General features: G+C 71.5%; 18 protein-coding genes. 10 read left to right on the top strand and 8 right to left on the bottom strand.

Annotated elements, in window-relative coordinates:
* Positions 1-203: 203 nt before the first annotated feature.
* The 4 genes from hrpA to ACP7BP_RS02120 all read left to right on the top strand — a co-directional run bounded on the left by hrpA (position 204) and on the right by ACP7BP_RS02120 (position 6,862).
* Positions 204-3,998, top strand: coding sequence for an ATP-dependent RNA helicase HrpA (gene hrpA, locus ACP7BP_RS02135; RefSeq protein ID WP_426242036.1), 3,795 nt, complete (start codon positions 204-206; stop codon positions 3,996-3,998).
* Positions 3,999-4,187: 189 nt separating this feature from the next.
* Positions 4,188-4,775 (top strand): hypothetical protein, encoded by a 588-nt coding sequence (locus ACP7BP_RS02130; RefSeq protein ID WP_426242034.1) that lies wholly within the window; start codon positions 4,188-4,190, stop codon positions 4,773-4,775.
* A gap of 129 nt (positions 4,776-4,904) precedes the next feature.
* On the top strand, positions 4,905-5,339 hold the full coding sequence (locus ACP7BP_RS02125; RefSeq protein ID WP_426242032.1) for a type II toxin-antitoxin system PemK/MazF family toxin: 435 nt from the start codon (positions 4,905-4,907) through the stop codon (positions 5,337-5,339).
* Between the two features lie 89 nt (positions 5,340-5,428).
* Positions 5,429-6,862, top strand: a complete 1,434-nt coding sequence (locus tag ACP7BP_RS02120; protein WP_426242031.1) for an ABC transporter substrate-binding protein — start codon at positions 5,429-5,431, stop codon at positions 6,860-6,862.
* Here the strand turns inward: ACP7BP_RS02120 and ACP7BP_RS02115 are convergent.
* Together ACP7BP_RS02115 and ACP7BP_RS02110 are read right to left on the bottom strand one after the other, a co-directional pair.
* On the bottom strand, positions 6,778-8,139 hold the full coding sequence (locus tag ACP7BP_RS02115) for an HRDC domain-containing protein (protein WP_426242030.1): 1,362 nt from the start codon (positions 8,137-8,139) through the stop codon (positions 6,778-6,780). The two genes, ACP7BP_RS02120 and ACP7BP_RS02115, sit on opposite strands and share 85 nt — an antisense overlap.
* 4 nt (positions 8,140-8,143) lie before the next feature.
* The gene (locus tag ACP7BP_RS02110; RefSeq protein ID WP_426242028.1) at positions 8,144-8,773 is read right to left on the bottom strand and encodes a DUF3000 domain-containing protein; all 630 of its coding nucleotides are present in this window, start codon (positions 8,771-8,773) and stop codon (positions 8,144-8,146) included.
* A 69-nt stretch (positions 8,774-8,842) separates the two neighbouring features.
* Here ACP7BP_RS02110 and hemE point away from each other — a divergent pair, with 69 nt between their 5' ends.
* Positions 8,843-9,883: a uroporphyrinogen decarboxylase gene (hemE, locus tag ACP7BP_RS02105; protein ID WP_426242026.1), complete on the top strand. Its 1,041-nt coding sequence runs from the start codon at positions 8,843-8,845 to the stop codon at positions 9,881-9,883.
* Here the strand turns inward: hemE and ACP7BP_RS02100 are convergent.
* Positions 9,880-10,806, bottom strand: a complete 927-nt coding sequence (locus tag ACP7BP_RS02100) for a DUF4349 domain-containing protein (RefSeq protein WP_426242024.1) — start codon at positions 10,804-10,806, stop codon at positions 9,880-9,882. The two genes, hemE and ACP7BP_RS02100, sit on opposite strands and share 4 nt — an antisense overlap.
* A gap of 131 nt (positions 10,807-10,937) precedes the next feature.
* On the opposite strand from ACP7BP_RS02100, the gene ACP7BP_RS02095 reads away from it, so the two are divergent.
* The 4 genes from ACP7BP_RS02095 (at position 10,938) to ACP7BP_RS02080 (ending at position 14,649) form a co-directional block, all read left to right on the top strand.
* Complete coding sequence (locus ACP7BP_RS02095) at positions 10,938-12,290, top strand: protoporphyrinogen/coproporphyrinogen oxidase (protein ID WP_426242022.1); 1,353 nt, start codon at positions 10,938-10,940, stop codon at positions 12,288-12,290.
* Positions 12,291-12,294: 4 nt separating this feature from the next.
* Positions 12,295-13,002, top strand: a complete 708-nt coding sequence (hemQ, locus tag ACP7BP_RS02090) for a hydrogen peroxide-dependent heme synthase (RefSeq protein ID WP_426242021.1) — start codon at positions 12,295-12,297, stop codon at positions 13,000-13,002.
* A gap of 66 nt (positions 13,003-13,068) precedes the next feature.
* Positions 13,069-13,962 (top strand): hypothetical protein, encoded by an 894-nt coding sequence (locus ACP7BP_RS02085; protein WP_426242019.1) that lies wholly within the window; start codon positions 13,069-13,071, stop codon positions 13,960-13,962.
* A gap of 9 nt (positions 13,963-13,971) precedes the next feature.
* The gene (locus tag ACP7BP_RS02080; protein ID WP_426242017.1) at positions 13,972-14,649 is read left to right on the top strand and encodes a class I SAM-dependent methyltransferase; all 678 of its coding nucleotides are present in this window, start codon (positions 13,972-13,974) and stop codon (positions 14,647-14,649) included.
* Here the strand turns inward: ACP7BP_RS02080 and msrB are convergent.
* Genes msrB through ACP7BP_RS02055 form a run of 5 tightly spaced genes read right to left on the bottom strand, consistent with a single transcriptional unit; the run spans position 14,633 to position 19,788 of the window.
* A complete protein-coding gene (msrB, locus tag ACP7BP_RS02075) occupies positions 14,633-15,049 on the bottom strand; it encodes a peptide-methionine (R)-S-oxide reductase MsrB (RefSeq protein WP_426242015.1) in 417 nt (138 codons plus the stop codon). The two genes, ACP7BP_RS02080 and msrB, sit on opposite strands and share 17 nt — an antisense overlap.
* A gap of 41 nt (positions 15,050-15,090) precedes the next feature.
* Positions 15,091-16,770: a hypothetical protein gene (locus ACP7BP_RS02070; protein WP_426242013.1), complete on the bottom strand. Its 1,680-nt coding sequence runs from the start codon at positions 16,768-16,770 to the stop codon at positions 15,091-15,093.
* Position 16,771: 1 nt separating this feature from the next.
* Positions 16,772-17,803 (bottom strand): NAD-dependent epimerase/dehydratase family protein, encoded by a 1,032-nt coding sequence (locus ACP7BP_RS02065; protein ID WP_426242011.1) that lies wholly within the window; start codon positions 17,801-17,803, stop codon positions 16,772-16,774.
* A 6-nt stretch (positions 17,804-17,809) separates the two neighbouring features.
* The gene (locus ACP7BP_RS02060) at positions 17,810-18,586 is read right to left on the bottom strand and encodes a glycosyltransferase family 2 protein (protein ID WP_426242009.1); all 777 of its coding nucleotides are present in this window, start codon (positions 18,584-18,586) and stop codon (positions 17,810-17,812) included.
* Positions 18,583-19,788, bottom strand: coding sequence for a nucleotide sugar dehydrogenase (locus ACP7BP_RS02055; RefSeq protein ID WP_426242007.1), 1,206 nt, complete (start codon positions 19,786-19,788; stop codon positions 18,583-18,585). The genes ACP7BP_RS02060 and ACP7BP_RS02055 overlap by 4 nt, the downstream gene beginning before the upstream one ends.
* Before the next feature lie 76 nt (positions 19,789-19,864).
* Between ACP7BP_RS02055 and ACP7BP_RS02050 the strand changes: the two genes are divergently transcribed.
* Positions 19,865-20,956 (top strand): DNA polymerase domain-containing protein, encoded by a 1,092-nt coding sequence (locus ACP7BP_RS02050; protein ID WP_426242005.1) that lies wholly within the window; start codon positions 19,865-19,867, stop codon positions 20,954-20,956.
* Positions 20,957-20,973 lie beyond the last annotated feature (17 nt).

Here is a 20,973-nt window from a genome sequence, read left to right as displayed (position 1 = left end):
CGTACGGGGTAACCGGGCCGCTGCCCTCGAGTGGCTAGTCCGATGGTTCGCGACCGAGGTTCGTGGGCGAGTCGTGGGGTTCGTGCCCATTGCACAGGCCACTAACCCCGGGAGTCACCGGATATCCGGTGACTCCCGGGGAGCCCCGCCATCCGCGGCGCCGATGAAACCCCCTTGCCGGAGTACGCGACAATGGGCGGGTTGTGAAGATCACCTACCCCGCCGAGCTGCCGGTCAGCCAGCGTCGCGACGACATCGCTGCGGCCATCCGTGACCACCAGGTCGTGATCATCGCCGGCGAGACGGGGTCGGGGAAGACCACCCAGCTGCCGAAGATCTGCCTCGAGCTGGGCCGCGGCAAGGACCAGCTCATCGGGCACACCCAGCCCCGGCGCATCGCCGCGCGGTCGGTGGCGGAGCGGATCGCCGAGGAGCTCGGCACGCAGCTGGGCGACCTGATCGGCTACCAGGTGCGCTTCACCGACCGCACCTCGCGGGAGAGCCGCGTCAAGCTGATGACCGACGGCATCCTGCTGGCTGAGCTGCAGCGCGACCGCCAGCTGCGCAAGTACGACACGATCATCATCGACGAGGCGCACGAGCGCAGCCTCAACATCGACTTCCTGCTGGGCTACCTCAAGCGGCTGCTCCCGAAGCGTCCCGACCTCAAGCTGATCATCACCTCCGCGACGATCGACGTGGACCGGTTCGCCGAGCACTTCGACGCGCCCGTCGTGGAGGTGTCCGGGCGCACCTACCCGGTGGAGGTCCGCTACCGGCCGCTCCTCGAGCTGCCCGACGAGGACGACGAGGGCGAGGCGGTGATGCGCGACCAGACCGAGGCGATCGTCGACGCCGTGCGCGAGCTCTCGGGTGCGGGGCCAGGCGACGTACTCGTGTTCCTGCCGGGCGAACGCGAGATCCGCGACACCGCCGACGCGCTCGCGGAGCTGCCGTCCACACCCGGCCGCCAGTGGGAGATCGTGCCGCTGTTCAGCCGGCTGTCGGCCGCGGAGCAGCACCGTGTCTTCTCCTCGCACCCCGCCACCGTGCGCCGCGTCGTACTCGCCACCAACGTCGCCGAGACCTCGCTCACCGTGCCCGGCATCCGGTACGTCGTCGACACCGGCGTCGCGCGGATCAGCCGCTACTCGGTGCGCACGAAGGTGCAACGCCTGCCCGTCGAGCCGATCAGCCAGGCGTCGGCCAACCAGCGGTCGGGGCGATGCGGTCGGGTCGAGGCGGGCATCGCGATCCGGCTCTACTCGGAGGAGGACTTCGGGGCGCGGCCGGAGTTCACCGAGCCCGAGATCCTGCGCACCAACCTCGCCTCGGTGATCCTCCAGATGACGTCGCTCGGGCTCGGTGACATCGCCCGCTTCCCGTTCGTCGAGCCGCCGGACAAGCGCAACGTGTCGGCCGGGGTCCAGCTGCTGGAGGAGCTGGGTGCGCTGGTGTCCGGGTCGCCCGCCGGAGTCCGCCGTCCGGCACAGATCGCTGGTCCCCAGCTCACCAAGCTGGGGCGACGGCTGGCGCGGCTGCCGATCGACCCGCGGCTGGGCCGGATGGTGCTCGAGGCGGAGCGGCTGGGGTGCGTGCGCGAGGTCGTCGTGATCGCTGCTGCCCTGAGCCTTCAGGACCCGCGCGAGCGGCCGGCCGAGCAGCAGGCCCAGGCCGACCAGCAGCACGCGAGGTTCAAGGCCGAGGGCAGCGACTTCCTGTCCTGGCTCAACCTGTGGCGCTACATCAAGGAGCAGCAGCGCGAGCTGTCGTCCAGCGCGTTCCGGCGGATGTGCAAGCGGGAGTACCTCAACTACCTGCGGGTGCGGGAGTGGCAGGACTTCGAGTCGCAGCTGCGGCAGGTGTGCCGGGAGATGAAGATCGACGCCGGCCGGCCGGCCGACCAGCCGGACGCCGACGGGATCCACCAGGCCCTGCTCTCCGGCCTGCTGAGCCACATCGGCGCTCTCGAGGAGCGGGCGGACGGCCGCCCGGGGGAGCGCCGGCCGATGCGGGAGTACCTCGGCGCGCGCGGTGCGAGGTTCGCGATCTTCCCGGGCTCCGGCCTCCGGGGCAAGAACCCGGCGTTCGTGATGGCCGGCGAGCTGGTGGAGACGTCGCGGCTGTGGGCCCGCCAGAACGCCGCCATCAAGCCCGAGTGGGCCGAGCGGCTGGGCGCGCACCTGGTCAAGCGCACCTGGAGCGAGCCGCACTGGTCGAAGAAGCGCGCCGCGGTGATGGCTCACGAGAAGGTCACGCTGTACGGCGTCCCCCTGGTCGCCGACCGGCTGGTCAACTTCGGGCGTGTGGATCCCGCGCTCGCCCGGGAGCTCTTCATCCGGCACGCGCTGGTCTACGGCGAATGGCACACCCGGCACAGGTTCTACGAGCAGAACCGAGCCCTGCTGGCCGAGGCCGAGGAGATCGAGCACCGGGCCCGGCGCCGCGACATCGTCGTCGACGAGCACACGCTCTTCGACTTCTACGACGCCCGGGTCGGCCGCGAGGTCGTGAGTGGCGCGCACTTCGACCAGTGGTGGAAGAGCGAACGTCGGGAGCACCCCGACCTGCTCACCTTCGACCTCGACATGCTCACCCACGACACGGCCGGCGAGGTGGCGGGGGAGGACTTCCCGACCGAGTGGCGGGGCAGCTCGGAGGGGCTGACCTTCCCGATCAGCTATCACTTCGAGCCGGGCGCTCGCGACGACGGCCTCACCATCGACGTACCCGTGGCCACTCTCAACCGGGTCGAAGCCGAGGACTTCTCGTGGGTGGTGCCTGGGCTGCGTGAGGAGCTGGTCACCAGCCTGGTGCGCAGCCTGCCGAAGAACCTGCGGGTCCACTTCGTGCCTGCGCCCAACACCGCGCGCGACTTCCTGGCCAAGGTGCCGGCCGGCGAGGAGCCCCTGCTCGACGCCCTGGAACGACACCTCCGCTCGACGACCGGGATCCTCGTCCCACGCGAGGCGTGGGACTGGAGCAAGGTGCCCGAGCACCTGCGACCCACCTTCCGGGTCGTCGACGAGAGCGGCGCGGAGGCTGCCCGGGGCAAGGACCTCGAGGCGCTCAAGGCGCCGTTGCTGCCGACCTTCGCGAAGGCGATGGCCGAGGTCGCCGCCGACGCGGGGGTCACCGCGACGGGTCAGACGACCTGGACCTTCGGCACCGTCGAGCCGTCCTTCACCCAGCGTCGCGCCGGTCACGAGGTGCTCGCGTTCCCCGGCCTCGTCGACGAGGGGGAGACCGTCGGGCTGGGCATCTTCGGTTCGCAGGAGGAGGCCGAGTCGCGGCACCGGCTCGGGGTGCGCCGGCTGGTCCTGCTCGACCTCGCGCGCGCCGCGAACCCGGTGGCCCGCATCCTCGAAGGCCTCGACAACGCCGAGAAGCTGAGCCTCGCCGGGTCGCCGTACCCCAACGTCGCGGAGCTGCTCGAGGACTGTCGCGCCGCCGTGGTCGGCGACGTCGTCGACGCACGTCCGGTGGTGCGGGACGAGTCGGCGTACGCCGCCCTGCTCGCCGCGGCCGGCGACGACCTCGAGGTCAACCTGCGGGCCACCGTGCACGAGGTGATGCGGGTGCTAGACGCGTGGCGACGCACCGACCGCAACCTCACCGGGCGCGCCGAGCTGATGACCCTGCCGGCGCTGACGGACATGAGGGCGCAGCTCGACCGGCTCGTACGACGCGGGTTCGTCGGCGACGCCGGCGCGGCACAGCTGAGGCAGATCCCGCGCTACTTGGCGGCGATCGACCACCGCCGCGATCGCCTCGACGAGCAGGTCGCCCGAGACCGCCAGCTGATGGACCAGGTCACCGACCTGCAGGAGTCGTTGCTGCACCAGCTCGACGCGCTGCCCCGGGGGCGTCCGCCCAGCCCGTCGCAGCGCGCCGCCCGCTGGCTGCTGGAGGAGTACCGCGTCTCCCTCTTCGCCCAGCACCTCGGTACCACCCGTTCGGTCAGCGACCAGCGGATCCGCAAGGCCCTCGCCGGGTAGTCCGGTGCAAACCGGGGCGTGTCGGGCCGTTCGAGCCGTGATTCGCACCGGACTACCCCACGGGCGGCGACCAGCGGATCCGCAAGGCGCTCGCCGGGTAGTCCGGTGCAAACCGGGGCGCATCGGGCCGTTCGAGCCCTGAAACGCACCGGACTACCCCACGGGCGGCGGCGAACTAGGGTGGCGGGCATGCGCGACCACCACCGACCGATGACGCCGGGCGCGGGGTTCTTCGACGAGATCGACGCGGGCGACGACCCGGCGATGCTGCAGGAGGCGGCCGACCGAGCGGCGACGCTGCTGGTCCGCGGCGCCCGGGGCAGCGCCGACGCCGATGTCGCCGACCGCGTGCTGCACCTGGCCGAGACCGAGGGCCTGGAGACGCTGGCGGAGCTGTGGGCGGGCTCGCCGGCCGACTCGCTGGCCGGCTCGCTGTGGCGTCTCTACCTGATCCGCGCCTGGGTGTACGCCGACCCGGCAGGCGTCGCCGCCCAGTTCGAGGCGGGACGCGCCCAGGCCCAGGTCGCACGGGTGGTGGCCGGCGTCGCCGACCCGCCCGGTCCCGACGAGCTGCGCGCCATGGTCGACGACGTGCTGCGCGGCATCACGGCCGGCGACTTCGCCGACGTCCTGCTCCGCGCCTCTGCCTTCGCGCGGGTGGTGACGACGGGACGAGCCAGCCTGGACGCCGGTCACGACGAGACGGTGCGCCTGCTCACCCTCGCCGAGCAGCTGGAGTCGGCCGCCCATCTCGAAATGCGTCGCGAGCTGGCGTGACGTCCTAGACTGAGCAGGTGGTACGTCGGGCTGTGGCAGCCCCGGGTCCCAAAATGAGCCGCTACGAGCGGCCTCGCGCCGTGAGGCGCTCCCGGTCCGGCGTACCCCTCACTCCCTAGACTCGCTCGCATGCTGCGTCGACTCCTCTCCCGCCTGGTTCCGCAGGCCACTCCGGTCACGGGTCCCCGCTACGCGCCGGAGGCCGACGGCCGGCCCGACCCGGGCGAGGTCGTGTGGGGCTGGGTGCCCTACGAGGACGACCCGCAGCAGGGCAAGGACCGCCCGGTGCTGCTGCTGGCCCGCGACGCCGGCGGGCAGTGGCTCGGCCTGATGCTCTCCAGCCAGGACCACGACCGCGACGCGGCCGACGAGGCGGCGTACGGCCGACACTGGATGGACGTCGGCACCGGGGGCTGGGACCGCGAGGGCCGGCCGAGCGAGGTGCGGCTGGACAGGCTGATCCGTCTCGACGAGGCGGCCATCCGGCGCGAGGGCGCGGCGCTCGACCACGGCATCTTCGACGCTGTCGTGGCGGCCGCGGGACGTTTCCACGACCTGGCCTGAGGTTCGTCCCGCCGGAGGAATGCGTGTGCCCCGACTGGTCGCGGGTGGCTAGGGTGGGCGCAGTCCCCACGCTGAAGGAGAGCCACCGCATGCACCGACGCCGCCCGATCAGACTCGCTGCCGTCGGCCTGGTGGTGTGTCTGGTCCCGGCGCTCGTGGCCTGCCAGGGCGGTGAGAAGGACGATCCGCCGTCTCCGGAGTCGAGCCAGTCGTCGCCGACCAGCACCCCCTCGCCCGAGACCGGCCCGGTGACCCTCGGCGTCTTCGGGCGCGAGGAGGAGCTCAACGCCTTCGAGTCGATCGTCAGGGACTACAACACCACGTCCCAGACGGGCCAGGTCGAGCTGGAGCAGTGGGCCGACAAGGGGGCAGCCCTGCAGGGCATCGAGGACGGCGATCCGCCCGACGTCTTCATGATCTCCCGCCGTGACCTTCCCGGCCTTCTTGCACGCAACGCCCTGCGCCCGGTCGACGAGCTCCTCGACGAGCGCGGCGTCGACTTCGGTGACGGCTTCGCCCGCGGTGCGGTGCAGTCGTTCGGCGTCGACGCCAGACTTCAGTGCATGGCCTACTCCGTCTCGCCCGAGGTCATGTACATCAACACCGATCTCGTGGACTTCGACAAGATGGCCCGCCGCGGGCTCAACGTCCCCAACCCCGACCGTCAGGAGTTCTGGAGCCTCGCCGAGTTCACGGCCGCGGCGGAGTTCGCGTCGCGGCCCGCCCGCGGGACCCGCGGCTTCTACGTCGAGCCGACCGTGCGCGGCCTCGCGCCGTACATCTACTCCGGCGGCGGCCACGTCTTCGACGACGAGGACGACCCGAAGTCCCTGGCGTTCTCCGACGGCGACACCCGCGACGCACTCGAGCGCAGCCTCGCCGTGCTCCGTGACGCCCAGCTCACCCTGACCGACGGGCAGCTCAAGAAGGCGTCACCTCAGGAGTGGTTCGAGCGGGGCAAGCTCGGCATCCTCGCCGGGCAGCGCGACCTGGTGCCAGGACTGCGCGCCGTGCCGGGCCTCAACTTCGACGCGATCTCGATGCCGGTCCTGGACTCGGCCGCCACGGTCGGCGACATCACCGGGCTGTGCATCTCCGCCGATGCCCCAGACCCCCAGGCCGCAGCCGACGTCATCGCGGACCTGATCTCCGACGAGGCGGTCCAGAAGGTCGTCAGCGCCGGGTTCATGGTGCCGGCCAACAGCACGGTCGCCGGGTCCGATGCCTTCTTGCAGCCCACCCGGGCGCCGGCCACCTCAACGGTCTTCAACGCCTCGATCCGTGGCATGGTCATCCCGCCGCTGGTGGGCACCGGCCACCGGCTGGAGATGGCCGAGTCCGACCTGATCGAGCAGCTGCTCAGGTCGCCGGGGGAGCTCGACCTCGAAGCCGTGACGGAGCAGATCGACGAGGTCTCGCGGCCCATCCTCGACCCCGACTACGTGCCGGAGAGCGAGTCCCCGGGGTCGACGGAGGGGTCCTCCGAGTCGCCCTCGTCGACCGAGTCGAGCGGCTCGGACTGACTGCGCTCATCGGCGCCGAGCACGGCGTCGACGAGCGGCGGGGTCACCAGGTCGGTCTGCCACGGCCGGGCGCCGTACGACGACAGCTGGGCCGCGAGCGCCTCGGCCAGCGCGCCCGGATCGCGGGTGGCCGGCGGGGCCCACATCGCGCGGCGCAGGTAGTCGGGGGTGAGCAGGTTCTCGACCGGGACCGAGAGGTCCACCGACATCGCCAGGATGGACGCGCGGGCGAGCTGGAACCGGACGGCTGCCACCGGGTCGCGCTCGGCCCAGGTGCGGGGGTGCGGAGGACCGTCGCCGCGAGGGGCCTTGCTGGGCAGGTCCTCCTCGGCCATCTCGGCCACCTCCTGCAACGCGGCCACCCACTGGCGCACGTAGCGCTCGGCACCTCGGCCGTGGAAGCCCTTCGTGCGCAGCAGTGCGCCCTTCTCGGTCGGCATCGCAGCAGCGGCCGCGACGATCGCCGCGTCGGGGAGGATCCGGCCGGGGGTGACGTCGCGCTCGGCCGCGATGCGGTCGCGGGTCTCCCACATGGCTCGGGCGGCGCCCAGGGCCCGGCGTCCGCGCAGCCGGTGCACGCCGCTGGTGCGGCGCCAGGCGTCGACGCGGACGGTCGGCTCGAAGTCCAGCAGGTTCTCGAACTCCTGGCGTGCCCACTCGGTCTTCCCGGAGGTCTCGAGCTCGGCGATCATGTGGGTCCGCAGCTCGGTCAGCACCTCGACGTCGAGGGCGGCGTACTCCAGCCACGGCGTCGGCAGCGGCCGGGTCGACCAGTCGGCGGCCGAGTGCTCCTTGCGCATCCGCTGGCCGAGGATCTCCTCGACCAGGGTGGCCAGGCCGACGCGGGGGTAGCCGAGCAGGCGGCCGGCCAGCTCGGTGTCGAACAGGGCGGCCGGCTCCAGGCCGACCTCGCGCAGGCAGGGGAGGTCCTGGGTGGCGGCGTGCAGGATCCACTCGGTGCCGGTCAGCGCGCCCTGCAGCATCGGCAGGTGGGAGTTGAAGGCGATCGGGTCGATCAGCCAGGTGCCGGCGCCCTCGCGGCGCAGCTGGATGAGGTAGGCGCGGGCGGAGTAGCGGTAGCCGGAAGCGCGCTCGGCGTCGATCGCGACCGGCCCGGTCGCGGTGGCCAGGGCGGCGCAGGCCTCCTCGAGCAGCTCGGGGGTGTCGACCAGACCCGTGAGGCCGTCACGCAGCACCAGCAGGGGCGCCGGTGGCGGCTCGGGCGTCTCGTCAATGCCGACGGTCTCGTCGTCTTCCGGTGGCGGCTCGGGCGGCATGTGGTCAGCGGCCGCGCTGCCCGCGCCGGTTCGGCATGGTGGCCACGCCCTCGGGGACCGGCGGCAGGCCGACCGCCGTGCACAGCAGCTCGCCCCAGGCCTCGACGTGCGGGGTCAGGTCGGGTGGTCCGGTGAGTGGGGCCTCCGGGGCGACCGGCGTCCAGGACGCGCGGATCTCGACCTGGGCGGTGCCCTCCTCGTCGGCCATCCCACCGAAGCTCTCGGTGGCGACCCGGGTGACGGTGCCGGACGCGGCGGTCCACTGGGCGCCGTGTGCGTCGAGCGCCTCGGTGAGCCACGTCCAGCCGACCGCGCCGAGCATCGGGTCGGTGATCAGCTCGGGGTCGATGTCGGCCCGGGCGTAGGCGACGCAGCGGAAGGTGCCCTGCCAGGCGTCGTTGCCGGCAGGGTCGTGGAGCAGGATGATCCGGCCGGTGCCGACGTCGACCTCGTCGACGGTGACGTCGGCGCTGAGCGCGAAGGAGTGCGGCGCGATGCGCTGGGGGGCCGGCATCTCCTCGCAGAGGATCTCGGGACGCAGGGGCGCCGCACGCATCGCGGCCACCGCCGCGATGAAGTCAGGGGGTGACCCGCCCGCGCCCGCGCCCGGGCGTGTCTCTTCACGGACAGCCATGGCCCCACAGTAGGTCGCGGCGCCAGCGGCGATGTGCCAACACGCCGCCTGACCTGCGAGGATTCGGGGGTGAGTCCGTCGCCTGCCGCCGCCGACAGTGTCCTCCTCCGCGCCGCCCGGGGTGAGCCCGTCTCGCACACGCCGGTCTGGTTCATGCGACAGGCCGGCAGGTCGCTCCCGGAGTACCTCAAGGCCCGCGAGGGCGTGGCCATGCTCGACTCCTGCATGGACCCCGAGCTCGTCGTCGAGATCACCATGCAGCCGGTCCGCAGGTACGGCGTCGACGCGGCGATCTTCTTCTCCGACATCGTGCTGCCGCTCAAGGCGGTCGGCGTGGACCTCGACATCAAGCCCGGCGTCGGGCCCGTGGTCGCGTCGCCCGTGCGCACCCTGGCCGACGTCGCCGCGATCCCCGACCTCACGCCCGACCACGTCCCCTTCATCAGCCAGGCCGTCGAGGGGCTGGTGGGCGAGCTGGGCGCGACGCCGCTCATCGGCTTCGCCGGCGCGCCGTTCACCGTCGCGTCGTACCTCGTCGAGGGCGGACCGTCGAAAGAGCACGCGAAGACGAAGGCGATGATGTTCGGCGCCCCCGACGTGTGGGACGCGCTGATGCGCAAGATCGCCGGCATCTCCGCGGCGTATCTGAAGGTCCAAGTCGACGCCGGTGCGTCCGCCGTACAGCTCTTCGACTCCTGGGCCGGGGCCCTGACGCCGCGCGACTACGCAGAGCACGTGATGCCGCACTCCGCTCGCGTCCTGGCCGCGGCCGGTGAGCTCGGGGTGCCGCGCATCCACTTCGGGGTGGGCACCACGAACCTCCTCGGCCTGATGGGCGACGCGGGCGCCGACGTCGTCGGCGTCGACTGGCGCACCCCGCTCGCCGACGCGCTGCCGCTGGTGGGTGACCGCGCCGTCCAGGGCAACCTCGACCCGACGCTGGTCTTCGCGCCCACCGACGTGATGACCGCCCGGGCCGCCGAGATCATCGACGCGGGCCGCTCGGCGAAGGGCCACATCTTCAACCTCGGGCACGGGGTCATCCCCTCCACCGACCCCGACCAGCTGGCCCGGCTGACGGAGTTCGTGCAGGCCTACCCGCTCGCCTAGCTCGACTCGGCGGTCGGTCGCGGCGCACGCCGGGCGGCGTACCTGCGAACCGCCAGCAGCAGCGGGCCGCCGAGCAGTGCCAGCACGGCCAGCCACGGCAGCAGGGCCCCGGCCACGGTGGCCAGCCCCCTGCCGAAGGTGCTCAGTGCCGACCAGCCGCCCTTCAGCCCCGCCACGAAGCCGGCCGGCTCATCGTCGTCCTTGCGGGGCTTCTCGGCTCCCGCACGCTCGATGTGCACCGTGATCGTCGACATCGACGTCTGGTCGGCGAGGTAGGCCCGCTGCTGCTTCAGCGAGTCCAGGTCGGCCTGGCGGCGGGTGAGCTCGGCCTCGACAGACACGACGTCCCGCAACGACCCGGCGCTGTCGAGGAGCACCTCGATGCGTCGCAGGCTGCGCTCCTGCGCGCGGATGCGCACCTCGGTGTCGATGACCTCCGTGGTGACGTCCTCGGAGGTCTGACTGGAGCTCTTGAAGGTGCCGGCCTTCATCAGGTCTGCCATCGTCGCGGCGAAGCTCTCGCTGGGCACCCGCAGCTCGAGCCGTGACCACGTCATCTCGGCCGTCGCCTGGTCGCTGGTCTGGGTCTCCTCGCCGGTGATCTCGCCCTGGCGGACGTCCACGATCTTCTGCACCTGGTTACGGGTGTCCTGCACGTCGGCGCTCGTGAGCGAGACGGTCCCGGTCGAGATGATCGCCCGTTCCTGTACGACGGCCCGGGCGGGCGCGCCGGTCCCCGCGTCGTTCCCCGAGCCGCCGCCGTCCTTCTGCTCCGGCGCCACGTCCTGGGCCACGCTGCTGTCGGCGGAGTCGGCGGACGCGCCGCCGGCGTCGTCGCCGGACGAGCTGCATCCGGCGAGGCCGATGGTCAGGGCGATCACGATGCCGGCGAGCAGGGCCGGTGCCTTGGTTGAGGTCGACATGTGGCTGTGACGCCACCAGGAGCCCGGGGGTTCCTGCTGGGTGCCGGGAGGAGCGTCTCGCAACCCGATCGTTATGTGAGTGCCCGTCGGGGCTTTTGCGCCGGGCCGTGGGGGGTGCGAGGCTGAAGGGCGTGACTGCCGACCACCACCAGATCATCGTGGTCGGAGGCGGGATCGCCGGACTGGCCGCGGCCCACGTGCTCGGCGCCGACCACGAGGTGCTCCTCCTCGAGGGCTCGCCACAGGTCGGCGGCAAGCTGCGCATGGCCGAGGTTGCCGGGGTCACGGTCGACGTCGGCGCCGAGGCGATGCTCAACCGCCGGCCCGAGGCCGTCGAGCTGGTCCGCGAGCTCGGCCTCTCCGTCGTCCACCCCACGTCGGCAACGTCGTGGGTCTGGAGTCGCGGCGAGCTGCACCGGTTGCCGCGCTCGCTGATGGGTGTCCCGTTCGATCTCGACGAGCTCGCCGCGTCGGGCGTGCTGTCCCCCGAGGGCCTGGATCGCGCCCGTTCAGAGGTCGTGAGGCCGTGGAACGGTGCGGACGTGGCGGTCGGCGATCTGGTCGCCGCACGCCTCGGGGACGAGCTCGTCGACCGGCTCGTCGAGCCGCTGCTGGGAGGCGTGTACGCCGGCCGAGCCAGGGAGATATCCGCGGAGGCTGCGATGCCCCAGCTGGTCGCGATGGCGGCGCGCGGGGCGATCCTGCGCCAGGCCGCGGCGATCCCGGTCTCCGACGTGCCCGTCTTCGCCGGGATCGAGGGAGGCGTGGGGCAGCTGCCCGGAGCACTGGTCGACACCGGGCGCTTCGCGGTGCGTACTGACGCCACCGTGCGCGCGCTGCGGCGCGTAGCCGGTGGCCTGGAGCTGACGGTCGGCTCGGCCCGTGCCCCGGAGACGCTCGTGGCCGAGCGCGTCGTCCTCGCCACGCCACCCGCGCCGACAGCTCGTCTGCTGGACTCGGTCGCCCCCGGCTCCGCCGCCGTGCTCGCCACCATCGAGACCGCGTCGGTGGCGGTGGTGACCTTCGCCTTCCGGGCCGAGGAGCTGCCGGACCTCTCGGCGATGTCGGGGTTCCTCGTGCCGCCGGTCGAGGGGCGCCGCATCAAGGCTTCGACCTTCTCGTTCGCGAAGTGGGAATGGGTCCGCGCCGCAGGCGACGGTCTGCTCCTGCTCCGCACCTCGCTGGGGCGGCACCGCGACGAGGCGTCGCTCCAGGCGACCGACGCTGAGCTGGTCACCGCGTCGCTGGTCGACCTGCGGGCGATGGTCGCGATCACCGCCACCCCCGTGGAGACCCACGTGCAGCGCTGGGGCGGTGCCCTGCCGCAGTACGCCGTCGGGCACCGGGCCCGCATGGAGCGGGTCCGAGCCGGCCTGGAGGGCTCGGGCGTCGCGGTCTGCGGGGCGGCGTACGACGGAGTCGGCATCCCTGCCGTGATCGGCTCCGCCCGCCGCGCGGCCGCCCTGGTCGGCGCGGCACAATAGGGACATGAGCGACCAGCCCCAGAGCAACGCCGCGCGGATCAACGAGCTCAACGAGATGATCCGCTACACCATGTGGTCGGTCTTCCGCCTGCGCGACCTCCTCGGCGACGCCGACCGTCCCGCCGAGGCGGCCGAGGTCGAGGACCTGTTCGCCAAGCTCGCCGGCGAGGACGTCGTGGTCCGCGGCACCTACGACGTCGCCGGCCTGCGCGCCGACGCCGACCTCCTGGTCTGGTGGCACGCTCCCACCAGCGAGGCCTTGCAGGACGCCTACCACCGGCTCCGGAGCACTGCCTTCGGCCGCCGCCTCGACCCGGTCTGGTCGCAGCTCGCCCTGCACCGGCCGGCGGAGTTCAACCGGAGCCACCTGCCCGCCTTCCTCGAGGAGGAGCCCAAGGCGCACGTCTGCGTCTACCCGTTCGTGCGCTCGTACGAGTGGTACCTCCTGGAGGACGCCGAGCGCCGCGCGCTGCTGGCCGAGCACGGCAAGATGGCTCGCGACTACCCCGACGTCCGCGCGAACACGGTCGCGAGCTTCGCGCTCGGCGACTACGAGTGGATGCTGGCCTTCGAGGCCGACGAGCTGCACCGCATCGTTGACCTCATGCGCCATCTGCGCGGCTCCGAGACGCGGCGCCACGTGCGCGAAGAGGTGCCGTTCTACACCGGGTCGCGCGTCAGCGTCGCCGACCTGGTGCATCGCCTGCCCTGATCACATCTCGACAACGACCGGGCGCTGCCGCGTGACCAGCCGCACGCGTGCCTCCATGCTCTGCGCATGGGGATCCTGACGCGCTGCGCCGCACTGCTCACCGTGGCTGCTCTTGCGGGATGTGGCTCGCAGACCGGGAAGGAGCCCTCCGCACCGGTGGGCGACGCTGATCCGCTGGTCGCCACCCAGTACGCCGTCACCGTCATGGACGACGCCGACTCCGGACCCGAGGCGTGCCTGGCTGGGATCGCCACGTCGTACCCCCCGCAGTGCAGTGGCCCCGCCCTGCCCGGCTGGGACTGGGCCGAGCACCGCGGTGACTTCGAGAGGTCGGGCGAGGTGCGCTGGGGAGACTTCGCACTGACCGGCACCTGGGACGGCGACGCGCTCACCCTCACCGAGGCGGTGCCTGCAGCGGAGTACGACGCCCCTGATCCGCCCGATGACGGGCTGCTCGGCACGCCCTGCCCTGAGCCCGCGGGCGGCTGGTCGGTGGTCGACCCGGCCACGACGAACCGGCAGACGATGGAAGCGGTGTTCGGGGAGGCGACGCGCCTCGCCGGCTACTCCCAGGCCTGGATGGACCAGTCGCCGAACCCGGCCTTCGACCCCTCGGGCGAGGTCAAGCCAGAGCAGATGGAGCTGCTGAACGACCCGCGGCTGGTCATCGTCAACGTCGCAGTCGTGGGTGACCTCGCCGCCGCGGAGGCTCGGCTGCGGACGATCTGGGGCGGTGCGCTCTGCGTGACGAAGGGCCTCGTCACCGAGGAGAGGCGGCTGGAGATCCAGGAGCGGCTGGTCGACGAGCTGCCGGAGTTCCTGGGCGGCCTCAACGGGGGTGGCATCCGTCCGCTCGAGGTGACGGTGGGGTACGACGACGGGTCGATCCAGTCGAGGCTCGACGAGGAATTCGGTGCGGGCACGGTGCTCGTGCAGCCGGTGCTCCAGCCGGCTGACTAGGCTGCGCCCGTGACCTCGGAACCCGAAGAGCTCCGCGAGCTCTATGCCCAGCGCTTCCACAACGAAGGCGAGCAGCGCCTCGACGTGTGGGAGGTGCTCTGCTCCCGCTTCTTCCAGAAGTGGGTGCCCGAGGACGCGACGGTCCTCGACATCGCGGCCGGGCACTGCGAGTTCGTCAACAACATCCGGGCCGCCCGGCGGATCGCCGTCGACCTCAACCCCGACGTCGCGCACAAGGCGGCCCCGGGCGTCGAGGCGATCGTCACCCGCTCCGACGAGCTCCTGGGCATCGAGGACGGCTCGGTCGACCGGGTCTTCATCAGCAACTTCTTCGAGCACGTCCCGCGCGAGGTGATCACCTCGACCCTGGTCGCCGTACGCCGGGTGCTGAAGGCCGACGGCAGGCTGCTCGTCCTCCAGCCCAACGTGCGCTACTGCGCCAAGGACTACTGGATGTTCTTCGACCACATCACCCCGGTCGACGACCGGGCCCTGGTCGAGGCGTTCACCGCCACCGGCTTCGACGTCGAGCTGAACATCCCGCGTTTCCTGCCCTACACCACCAAGAGCCGGCTGCCGAGCGGCCCGGCCCTCGTGAAGCTCTACCTCAAGGTGCCGCTGGCGTGGCGAGTGCTGGGCGCGCAGGCGTTCCTGGTCGGCAGGCCGAGCGCTACTCCTTCGGCGTGAGCGTCAGGCTGATCGAGTTGATGCAGAAGCGGTCGCCGGTAGGCGTGCCGTAGCCGTCGGGGAAGACATGCCCGAGGTGGGAGCCGCAGTTGGCGCACCGCACCTCGACGCGCTTCATGCCGTGGGAGACGTCCTCGATGTACTCGACCGTGTCGCTGATCGGCTGGTAGAAGCTCGGCCAGCCGCAGCCGGAGTGGAACTTGGTGTCGGAGGTGAAGAGCTCCGAGCCGCACGCCTTGCAGGAGTAGGTGCCGGTGGTCTCGGTGTCGGTGTACTCACCCGTGAAGGCGCGCTCGGTGCCGGCCTGACGGAGCACGGCGTACTCCTCGGGGCTGAGCTCCTCGCGCCACTGCTCGTCGGTCTTCTCCACGCCGTAGGTCTTCTGCACGTCGTTGCCCATGCCTCAAGCGTACTGACCTCGTGGATGGCCCCGTGGACGGCTCAGTCCGCGGAGCAGATCTCGTAGGCGCCGTCCTTGTCGAAGCTCACACGCAGGTTCGCGCCGGGTGCGCGCACGGCGACGTGGAGCCGCTCGCCCGGCGTCACCCGCCGCACGCTCGGGAGGCTGCGCAGCCCGTCGCGCTCGAGCACGGTGGTGACGAAGCCGGCGCCGCCGGTGACGGTGAACTCGGCGCCCTCAGCCGGGGACGCGAGCTGGATCACCGCGCCGCTCGACCCGGCGACGTACTCAGAGCAGGAGCCGTCGCTGTCCCCGGTGGGGGCCAGGCTCGGCCCGATGCGCAGGTCGGTGGCCTCGGGCAGCCCGAACGACTGGGGGCCGACGCCCACCTGCACCAGCGCCAGGCCGTCGAGCTCGGTGCGTGGCCGCACCGGGCCCTGCGGCAACGCCGCGCGCGCCTGCGGGGAGTCGAGCAGCGAGACGCTGATGTTGGGGTGGTACGTCGGGAAGGGGGACTCGCTGAGCACCGGCTCGTCTCCCGCAGTGACCGCCTGCACCCCCCGCAACAGCCGCTCCAGGTCGGGCGAGAGGTTCTGGCGGCTCTCGACGAAGTCGTGCTGGTGCTGGACGCCGTTGACGACGTAGCCCAGCCCGACCACCGCGACCAGCAGCGCGGCGACCCAGCGCGGCGCCTGCACCCGCCTCCCCAGCCAGCCGCACGCCATGGCGAAGGTGGGCATGAAGAGCGCGAGGGTGAGGTAGGCGTAGCGGGGAGCGGTGGCCTGCTCGACGCCGAGCCCCACCCGCGACCAGGCCTGGAGCAGGAACTGCACGAAGGCCGTCGCGATGCCGGCGACGGCCAGCGCGCGCACTCCGGGACTAGTGCCGCGGACGACGAAGGGGACGGCGAGCAGGACGAGCAGCAGCACCGGCCCGGAGCCCTGGATGCCGGCCGCCTGCTCCAGGGCGGCGGTGAGCCCGGTCCAGACGTAGTCGGGGACCGCGAGGTAGACCGACCGGTCGGTGACCGGGATGGTCGGCGCGGTGCGGCCGACGGTGGCGTACCAGACGAGGAAGACCAGGGTGGGTGCGGCCGCCACCGCGACGGCGCTGCGCAGGCCGGTGGTGAGCGCGGCGAAGCTGGCGACCAGCACCACGGCGGCGATGCCGACGCCCGAGCACATCAGGGCGAGCACGAGCAGCACCCCGGCGATCACGACGCCGCGCGGACTCGCCGGCCACCGGCTCCACACCCAGACGGCCGCGAACCCGAGGGTCATCGGGGCGAGCAGGCCGATCTGGAAGTCCCACAGCGTGTTCTCCGCGCCGCCTCCGAAGAACGCGAGGGTGAGGGCCGCGACCAGGGCGGGGCCGGGGCGTGAGCCCAGCCGCACCAGCACGAGGTAGACCAGTGCGCACAGAGCCAGGTGGGCGAGGATCACCGGCAGGGCGTAGGGCAGGTAGTGGTCGAGGCCGAAGAGCGCGAAGAGACCGCGGAACAGCAAGATGGGCAGTGTCGACCAGTGCTCGTTGTGGGGGGTGAAGAGGCCGAGATCGGCACCGTCGACCGTGCCGCGGTTGAGCAGGAAGTCCCAGTCGTCGCCGAAGAAGTAGAGCCTGCGGGCGAAGCCGACGAGGATGCCGCCGGCGACGAGCAGCCCCACGACGAGCGCGGCGAGGTGCAGCCGCCCCTCGCGGGGGAGGCTCAGCCTGCGGAGCACGTCACAGGCGCCCGTCGGCGACCGCCTGGGTCACCCACGGGATGACCTCGTCGAGCATCACGTCGAGCGTCGTGGTGCACTCGAAGCCGAGCACGTCCTTGGCCTTCTGCACGTCGGGGACGCGCTTCTGGACGTCGTACTCGTAGGCCTCGTCGCTCACGATGGTGAGCGGCGCGTCGCCCTTGATCTTGCGCCAGATGACCTCGGCGAGCTCACGCACACTGGTGGACTCCGGCGTCGAGATGTTGAAGTCCTGGTTGTGAGCGGCCTCCTGCGACATGCACTCGACGATGCCCTTCGCGAGGTCGCCCCCGTAGGTGTAGTGCCGCACCTGGTTGCCCTCGCCGAGGATGTGGAGCGGGTCCTGGCCCTTGACGATCTTCTGCACGATGTCGGGCACGACGTGGCTCATCGCGAGCTTGACGTTGCCCGAGGAGACCTCGACGTCGCCGAGCGCACGACCCTCGCCGATGCCGACGCAGTTGAAGGGCCGGACGATCGTGTAGGGCAGCTTGTACTGGTCCCAGGCGGCCTTGGCGAAGTACTCCACGGCCAGCTTCTGGAAGCCGTACGACGACAGCGGCGGCGGGATCTTGCGCTCGTCGCCCTCCTTGGAGGGCCAGTGCTCGGTGGACTCGAAGACCATCGAGGACGAGAGGTAGGTGACCTTCTTCAGCCTGCCGTTGCGGGCGGCGGCGATCGCCGCGTCGCACTGCGAGGCCATGATCCGCTCGTTCTGGGCCAGCAGGTCGTAGGCGTAGGCGTGGAAGTAGGAGATGCCCCCGATGAGCGCGGCGCCGGCGATGAAGTGGTCGCAGTCGGAGAGCAGCTTCTCCATCAGCAGGGGGTCGCGGGCGTCGCCCTCGGTGAAGTCGTAGTCGGGGTGCTTGTCGTAGGACTTCTCGACGGGCCCGTACTTGGAGTAGTTGTCGATGCCGACGACCTTGTAGCCGCGCTCGAGCAGCTCCTCGACGACGTAGCCGCCGATGAAGCCGGCCGAGCCTGAGACGAGGACCTTCTGTTGGTCTGACATGAGTTCCTAACGGTTGTTCTGGGCGGCGATTCTGGCCGACTGGACACGGAGCTGCTCGACGGTGAGCTCGGGACCGAAGGCGAAGCGGTACCACCGCAGATACTTCGGGATCCAGGCCTTCATGTCGAAATTCGAGTCGCCCGCGGTGCGGTCGAGCCAGATCGTGGAGATCTCGGCGACCGGGCGACGCAGGCGGCGGGCCTTGGCGGTGAGCTCGAGGCCGATCTCGAAGCCGCTGCGGGAGTCGATGCCCACCTCCCGCACGAAGTCGGTGGAGTAGGCCTTGAAGCTGTTGGTGGCGTCCCGGGTGCCCACCCGGCCCAGCCGGCCCAGCGAGGTCCCGGCGCCGCGCGACACCAGCGCCTTGAGCAGCGGGCCGCCGACCTGCTGGCCGCCGGGGGAGTAGCGGGAGGCCGCTGCCACGACGACGCCGCGCTCGACCAGCCGGGTGAGGGCGTCGATCTGACGGGGGTCGTCGCTGCCGTCGGCCATGGTGACGACGGCGACCGGGGAGGTGGCCCGGTCGATGCCGAACCGGATCGCGTTGGCCGGGCCGCGGCCGTAGGTGTTGACGAGAGTGGTCAGGCGAGGCTCCTGCGCGGCGTACTCCGCGAGGACCGGGACGGTGGTGTCCTCCTCGAAGTCGACGACCACGAGCACCTCGCAGGGCAGCTCGACCGCCTCGAAGATGCGGTCCAGCACCGGCACGACGTGCTCGCCCTCGTTGTACGCCGGGATGACCACCGAGACGCGCGGGTGTGTCGGGTCGTGCGGTGCGTTCATACGACGCTGCCCTGGCCCAGGAAGTTCCAGACGTCGGCGACCGGCTTGGAGGTCTCGAGGTCGGCGTAGGCGCGGTGCGGCGCCGCCAGGATCAGCAGGTCACTGCGCTGCAGCACCTCCTCGAGCGGCAGCAGCGAGGAGTCGACGGTGACGTAGGGGTCGGTGCACAGCACCTCGCCCGCACGGAACTCCAGGATCCGCCTGAGCTTGTAGGACAGGCTGGACCGGATGTCGTCGCTCTCGCCCTTGAAGGCCATGCCCAGGATGCCGACGGTCATGGTGGAGAGGTCGTGGCTCTTCTCGAGGTGCGTGACGAGGTAGAGGGGCAGTCCCTCGTTGACGAGCATCGCGGCGTGGCCAAGCACGAACGAGTTGTCGGTGAAGGCCGCCAGCTGCATGGTGTCCTTGAACAGGCACGGACCGGCGGCGAAGCCGGCGCCCGGCATGTCGGCGGCACGCGGGTAGTCGTGCGCCAGCGCCCGGCGGATCTTGTCGAAGTCGAGGCCGTGGTCGTTGGCCATCACGTAGAACTGGTTGGCCGCCGCGAACTTGATGTAGCGCCAGGTGTTGGTGAACAGCTTGGCGAGCTCGGCCTCCTCCGGCTCGAGCTCGACGATGCTCTCGGTGAGCGTGCCGAACAGCTCGCCGGCGCGCTGCTTCACCTGGGGCGAGCGGCCCGAGACGATCTGGGGCAGGGTGAAGAGCTCCTCCATCGCCTTGCCCTCCGCGATCCGCTCGGGGCAGAAGGCGACGTCGACCGCCAGGCCGGCCTTCTCGAGCAGCCGCTCGACGCCGGCCGTGACGCCCGGGAAGACGGTGCTGCGCAGGACCAGCAGCTGGCCGTCGCGGAAGTGCTCCTTGATCTCCGCGATCGCCGAGGTGACCGCGCGCGGGTCGGGGTTGAGGTGCTCGTCCACGGGCGTGCCGATGACGACGACGACCGCGTCGGCCCCCGAGATGATCGACGGGTCGGTGGTGACGGTCAGCCGGCCGGCTGCCTGCGCGCGCTGCAGGACCTCGGTGGCGCCGTTCTCCACGAACGGCAGCTCCCCGCTCTCGACGAGCTTGACCGCCGACTCGTTGACGTCGTAGATGCCGACGCGCTTGCCGCGGTCGGCGAAGGCGATGGCCAGGGGCAGCCCGACGTGGCCACAGCCACCCACCACCACGAGGTCGAAGGCGGAGTCGGTCTGTTCGGTCATGGGAGTCCCCCGGGAGATCGGCGCTGAGTGCGTTCGGGCACCGCGATGGTATCGGCTGACGGCTAGGTTGACGGTCATGGCCAAGCCTGCTGCTGCCGAGATCGTCGTACCCGGACCGGACGGTGAACGCGCCGTGCGCGTGTCGAGCCCGGACCGGGTGATCTACGAGGCGACGGAGTCCACGCCCGAGGTGACCAAGCTGATGGTGGCGGAGTACTTCGCCTCCGTCGGCGACGGGCTCATGCGTGCCCTGCGCGAGCGTCCCACGGCGCTGGAGCGCTGGACCAAGGGTGTGCGGCCGGGCATGAGGCTGGCGACCGGCGCGCAGGACCGCGATGCCGACGCGTTCTACCAGAAGCGGGTGCCCAAGGGCGCTCCTGACTACCTCGAGACCGCGACCATCACCTTCCCGTCGGGGCGCACCGCCGACGAGATCTGCCCGACCGAGCTCGCGGTGCCCATCTGGTGCGCGCACATGGGCACCCTGACCTTCCACCCCTGGCCTGTACGCCGTTCCGACGTGGACAGGCCCGACGAGCTGCGCATCGACCTGGACCCCCAGCCGGGTACGTCGTTCGCCGACGTCGTACGGGTCGCCGGCGTGGCCAAGGAGCTGCTGGACGACCTCGGTTTGGTCGGGTTCCCGAAGACGAGCGGCAACCGCGGCATCCACGTCTTCGCGCGGATCCGGCCCGACTGGGAGTTCGTCGACGTCCGGCACGCGGCCATCGCCTTCGGCCGGGAGCTGGAGAAGCGCGACCAGGGCGTCACCACCGCGTGGTGGAAGGAGGAGCGCGGCGAGCGGATCTTCGTCGACTACAACCAGAACTCCCGAGACCGCACCATCGCCTCGGCGTACTCGCTGCGGCCGATCCCCGGAGCCCCCGTCTCCACCCCGATGACCTGGGACGAGATCGCGTCGGTGACCGACCCGCGCGTGCACAACCTCTTCACCGTGCCCGAGCGGATGGCCGACGGCGACCCGTGGGCGGCCATCGACGACGTCGCCAACGACCTCGCCCCGCTGCTGGACCTGTGGGAGGAGCACCCCGTCGAGCTCAACTACCCGCCCGACTACCCCAAGATGCCCGGGGAGCCGCCGCGGGTGCAGCCGAGCAAGAAGGTCGCCGAGCACTGGGACGCCGAGGGCAACCGGGTCGAGAACTGAGGTTCTCCACAGGGTCG

Source organism: Nocardioides sp. LHG3406-4 (assembly GCF_049897745.1).
GTDB lineage: Bacteria > Actinomycetota > Actinomycetes > Propionibacteriales > Nocardioidaceae > Nocardioides.
Note: the sequence above shows the minus strand (reverse complement) of the source record. Positions and strands in the feature narration are given on the sequence as shown.

Coding starts and splice junctions, on each gene's coding strand:
- ACP7BP_RS02130 (WP_426242034.1), top strand. CDS start 4,188: ATGCGCGACCACCACCGACCGATGACGCCGGGCGCGGGGTTCTTCGAC.
- ACP7BP_RS02120 (WP_426242031.1), top strand. CDS start 5,429: ATGCACCGACGCCGCCCGATCAGACTCGCTGCCGTCGGCCTGGTGGTG.
- ACP7BP_RS02100 (WP_426242024.1), bottom strand. CDS start 10,806: ATGTCGACCTCAACCAAGGCACCGGCCCTGCTCGCCGGCATCGTGATC.
- ACP7BP_RS02050 (WP_426242005.1), top strand. CDS start 19,865: ATGGCCAAGCCTGCTGCTGCCGAGATCGTCGTACCCGGACCGGACGGT.
- ACP7BP_RS02055 (WP_426242007.1), bottom strand. CDS start 19,788: ATGACCGAACAGACCGACTCCGCCTTCGACCTCGTGGTGGTGGGTGGC.
- ACP7BP_RS02065 (WP_426242011.1), bottom strand. CDS start 17,803: ATGTCAGACCAACAGAAGGTCCTCGTCTCAGGCTCGGCCGGCTTCATC.
- ACP7BP_RS02110 (WP_426242028.1), bottom strand. CDS start 8,773: ATGGCTGTCCGTGAAGAGACACGCCCGGGCGCGGGCGCGGGCGGGTCA.
- ACP7BP_RS02085 (WP_426242019.1), top strand. CDS start 13,069: ATGGGGATCCTGACGCGCTGCGCCGCACTGCTCACCGTGGCTGCTCTT.
- ACP7BP_RS02125 (WP_426242032.1), top strand. CDS start 4,905: ATGCTGCGTCGACTCCTCTCCCGCCTGGTTCCGCAGGCCACTCCGGTC.
- ACP7BP_RS02115 (WP_426242030.1), bottom strand. CDS start 8,139: ATGCCGCCCGAGCCGCCACCGGAAGACGACGAGACCGTCGGCATTGAC.
- msrB (WP_426242015.1), bottom strand. CDS start 15,049: ATGGGCAACGACGTGCAGAAGACCTACGGCGTGGAGAAGACCGACGAG.
- ACP7BP_RS02060 (WP_426242009.1), bottom strand. CDS start 18,586: ATGAACGCACCGCACGACCCGACACACCCGCGCGTCTCGGTGGTCATC.
- hemQ (WP_426242021.1), top strand. CDS start 12,295: ATGAGCGACCAGCCCCAGAGCAACGCCGCGCGGATCAACGAGCTCAAC.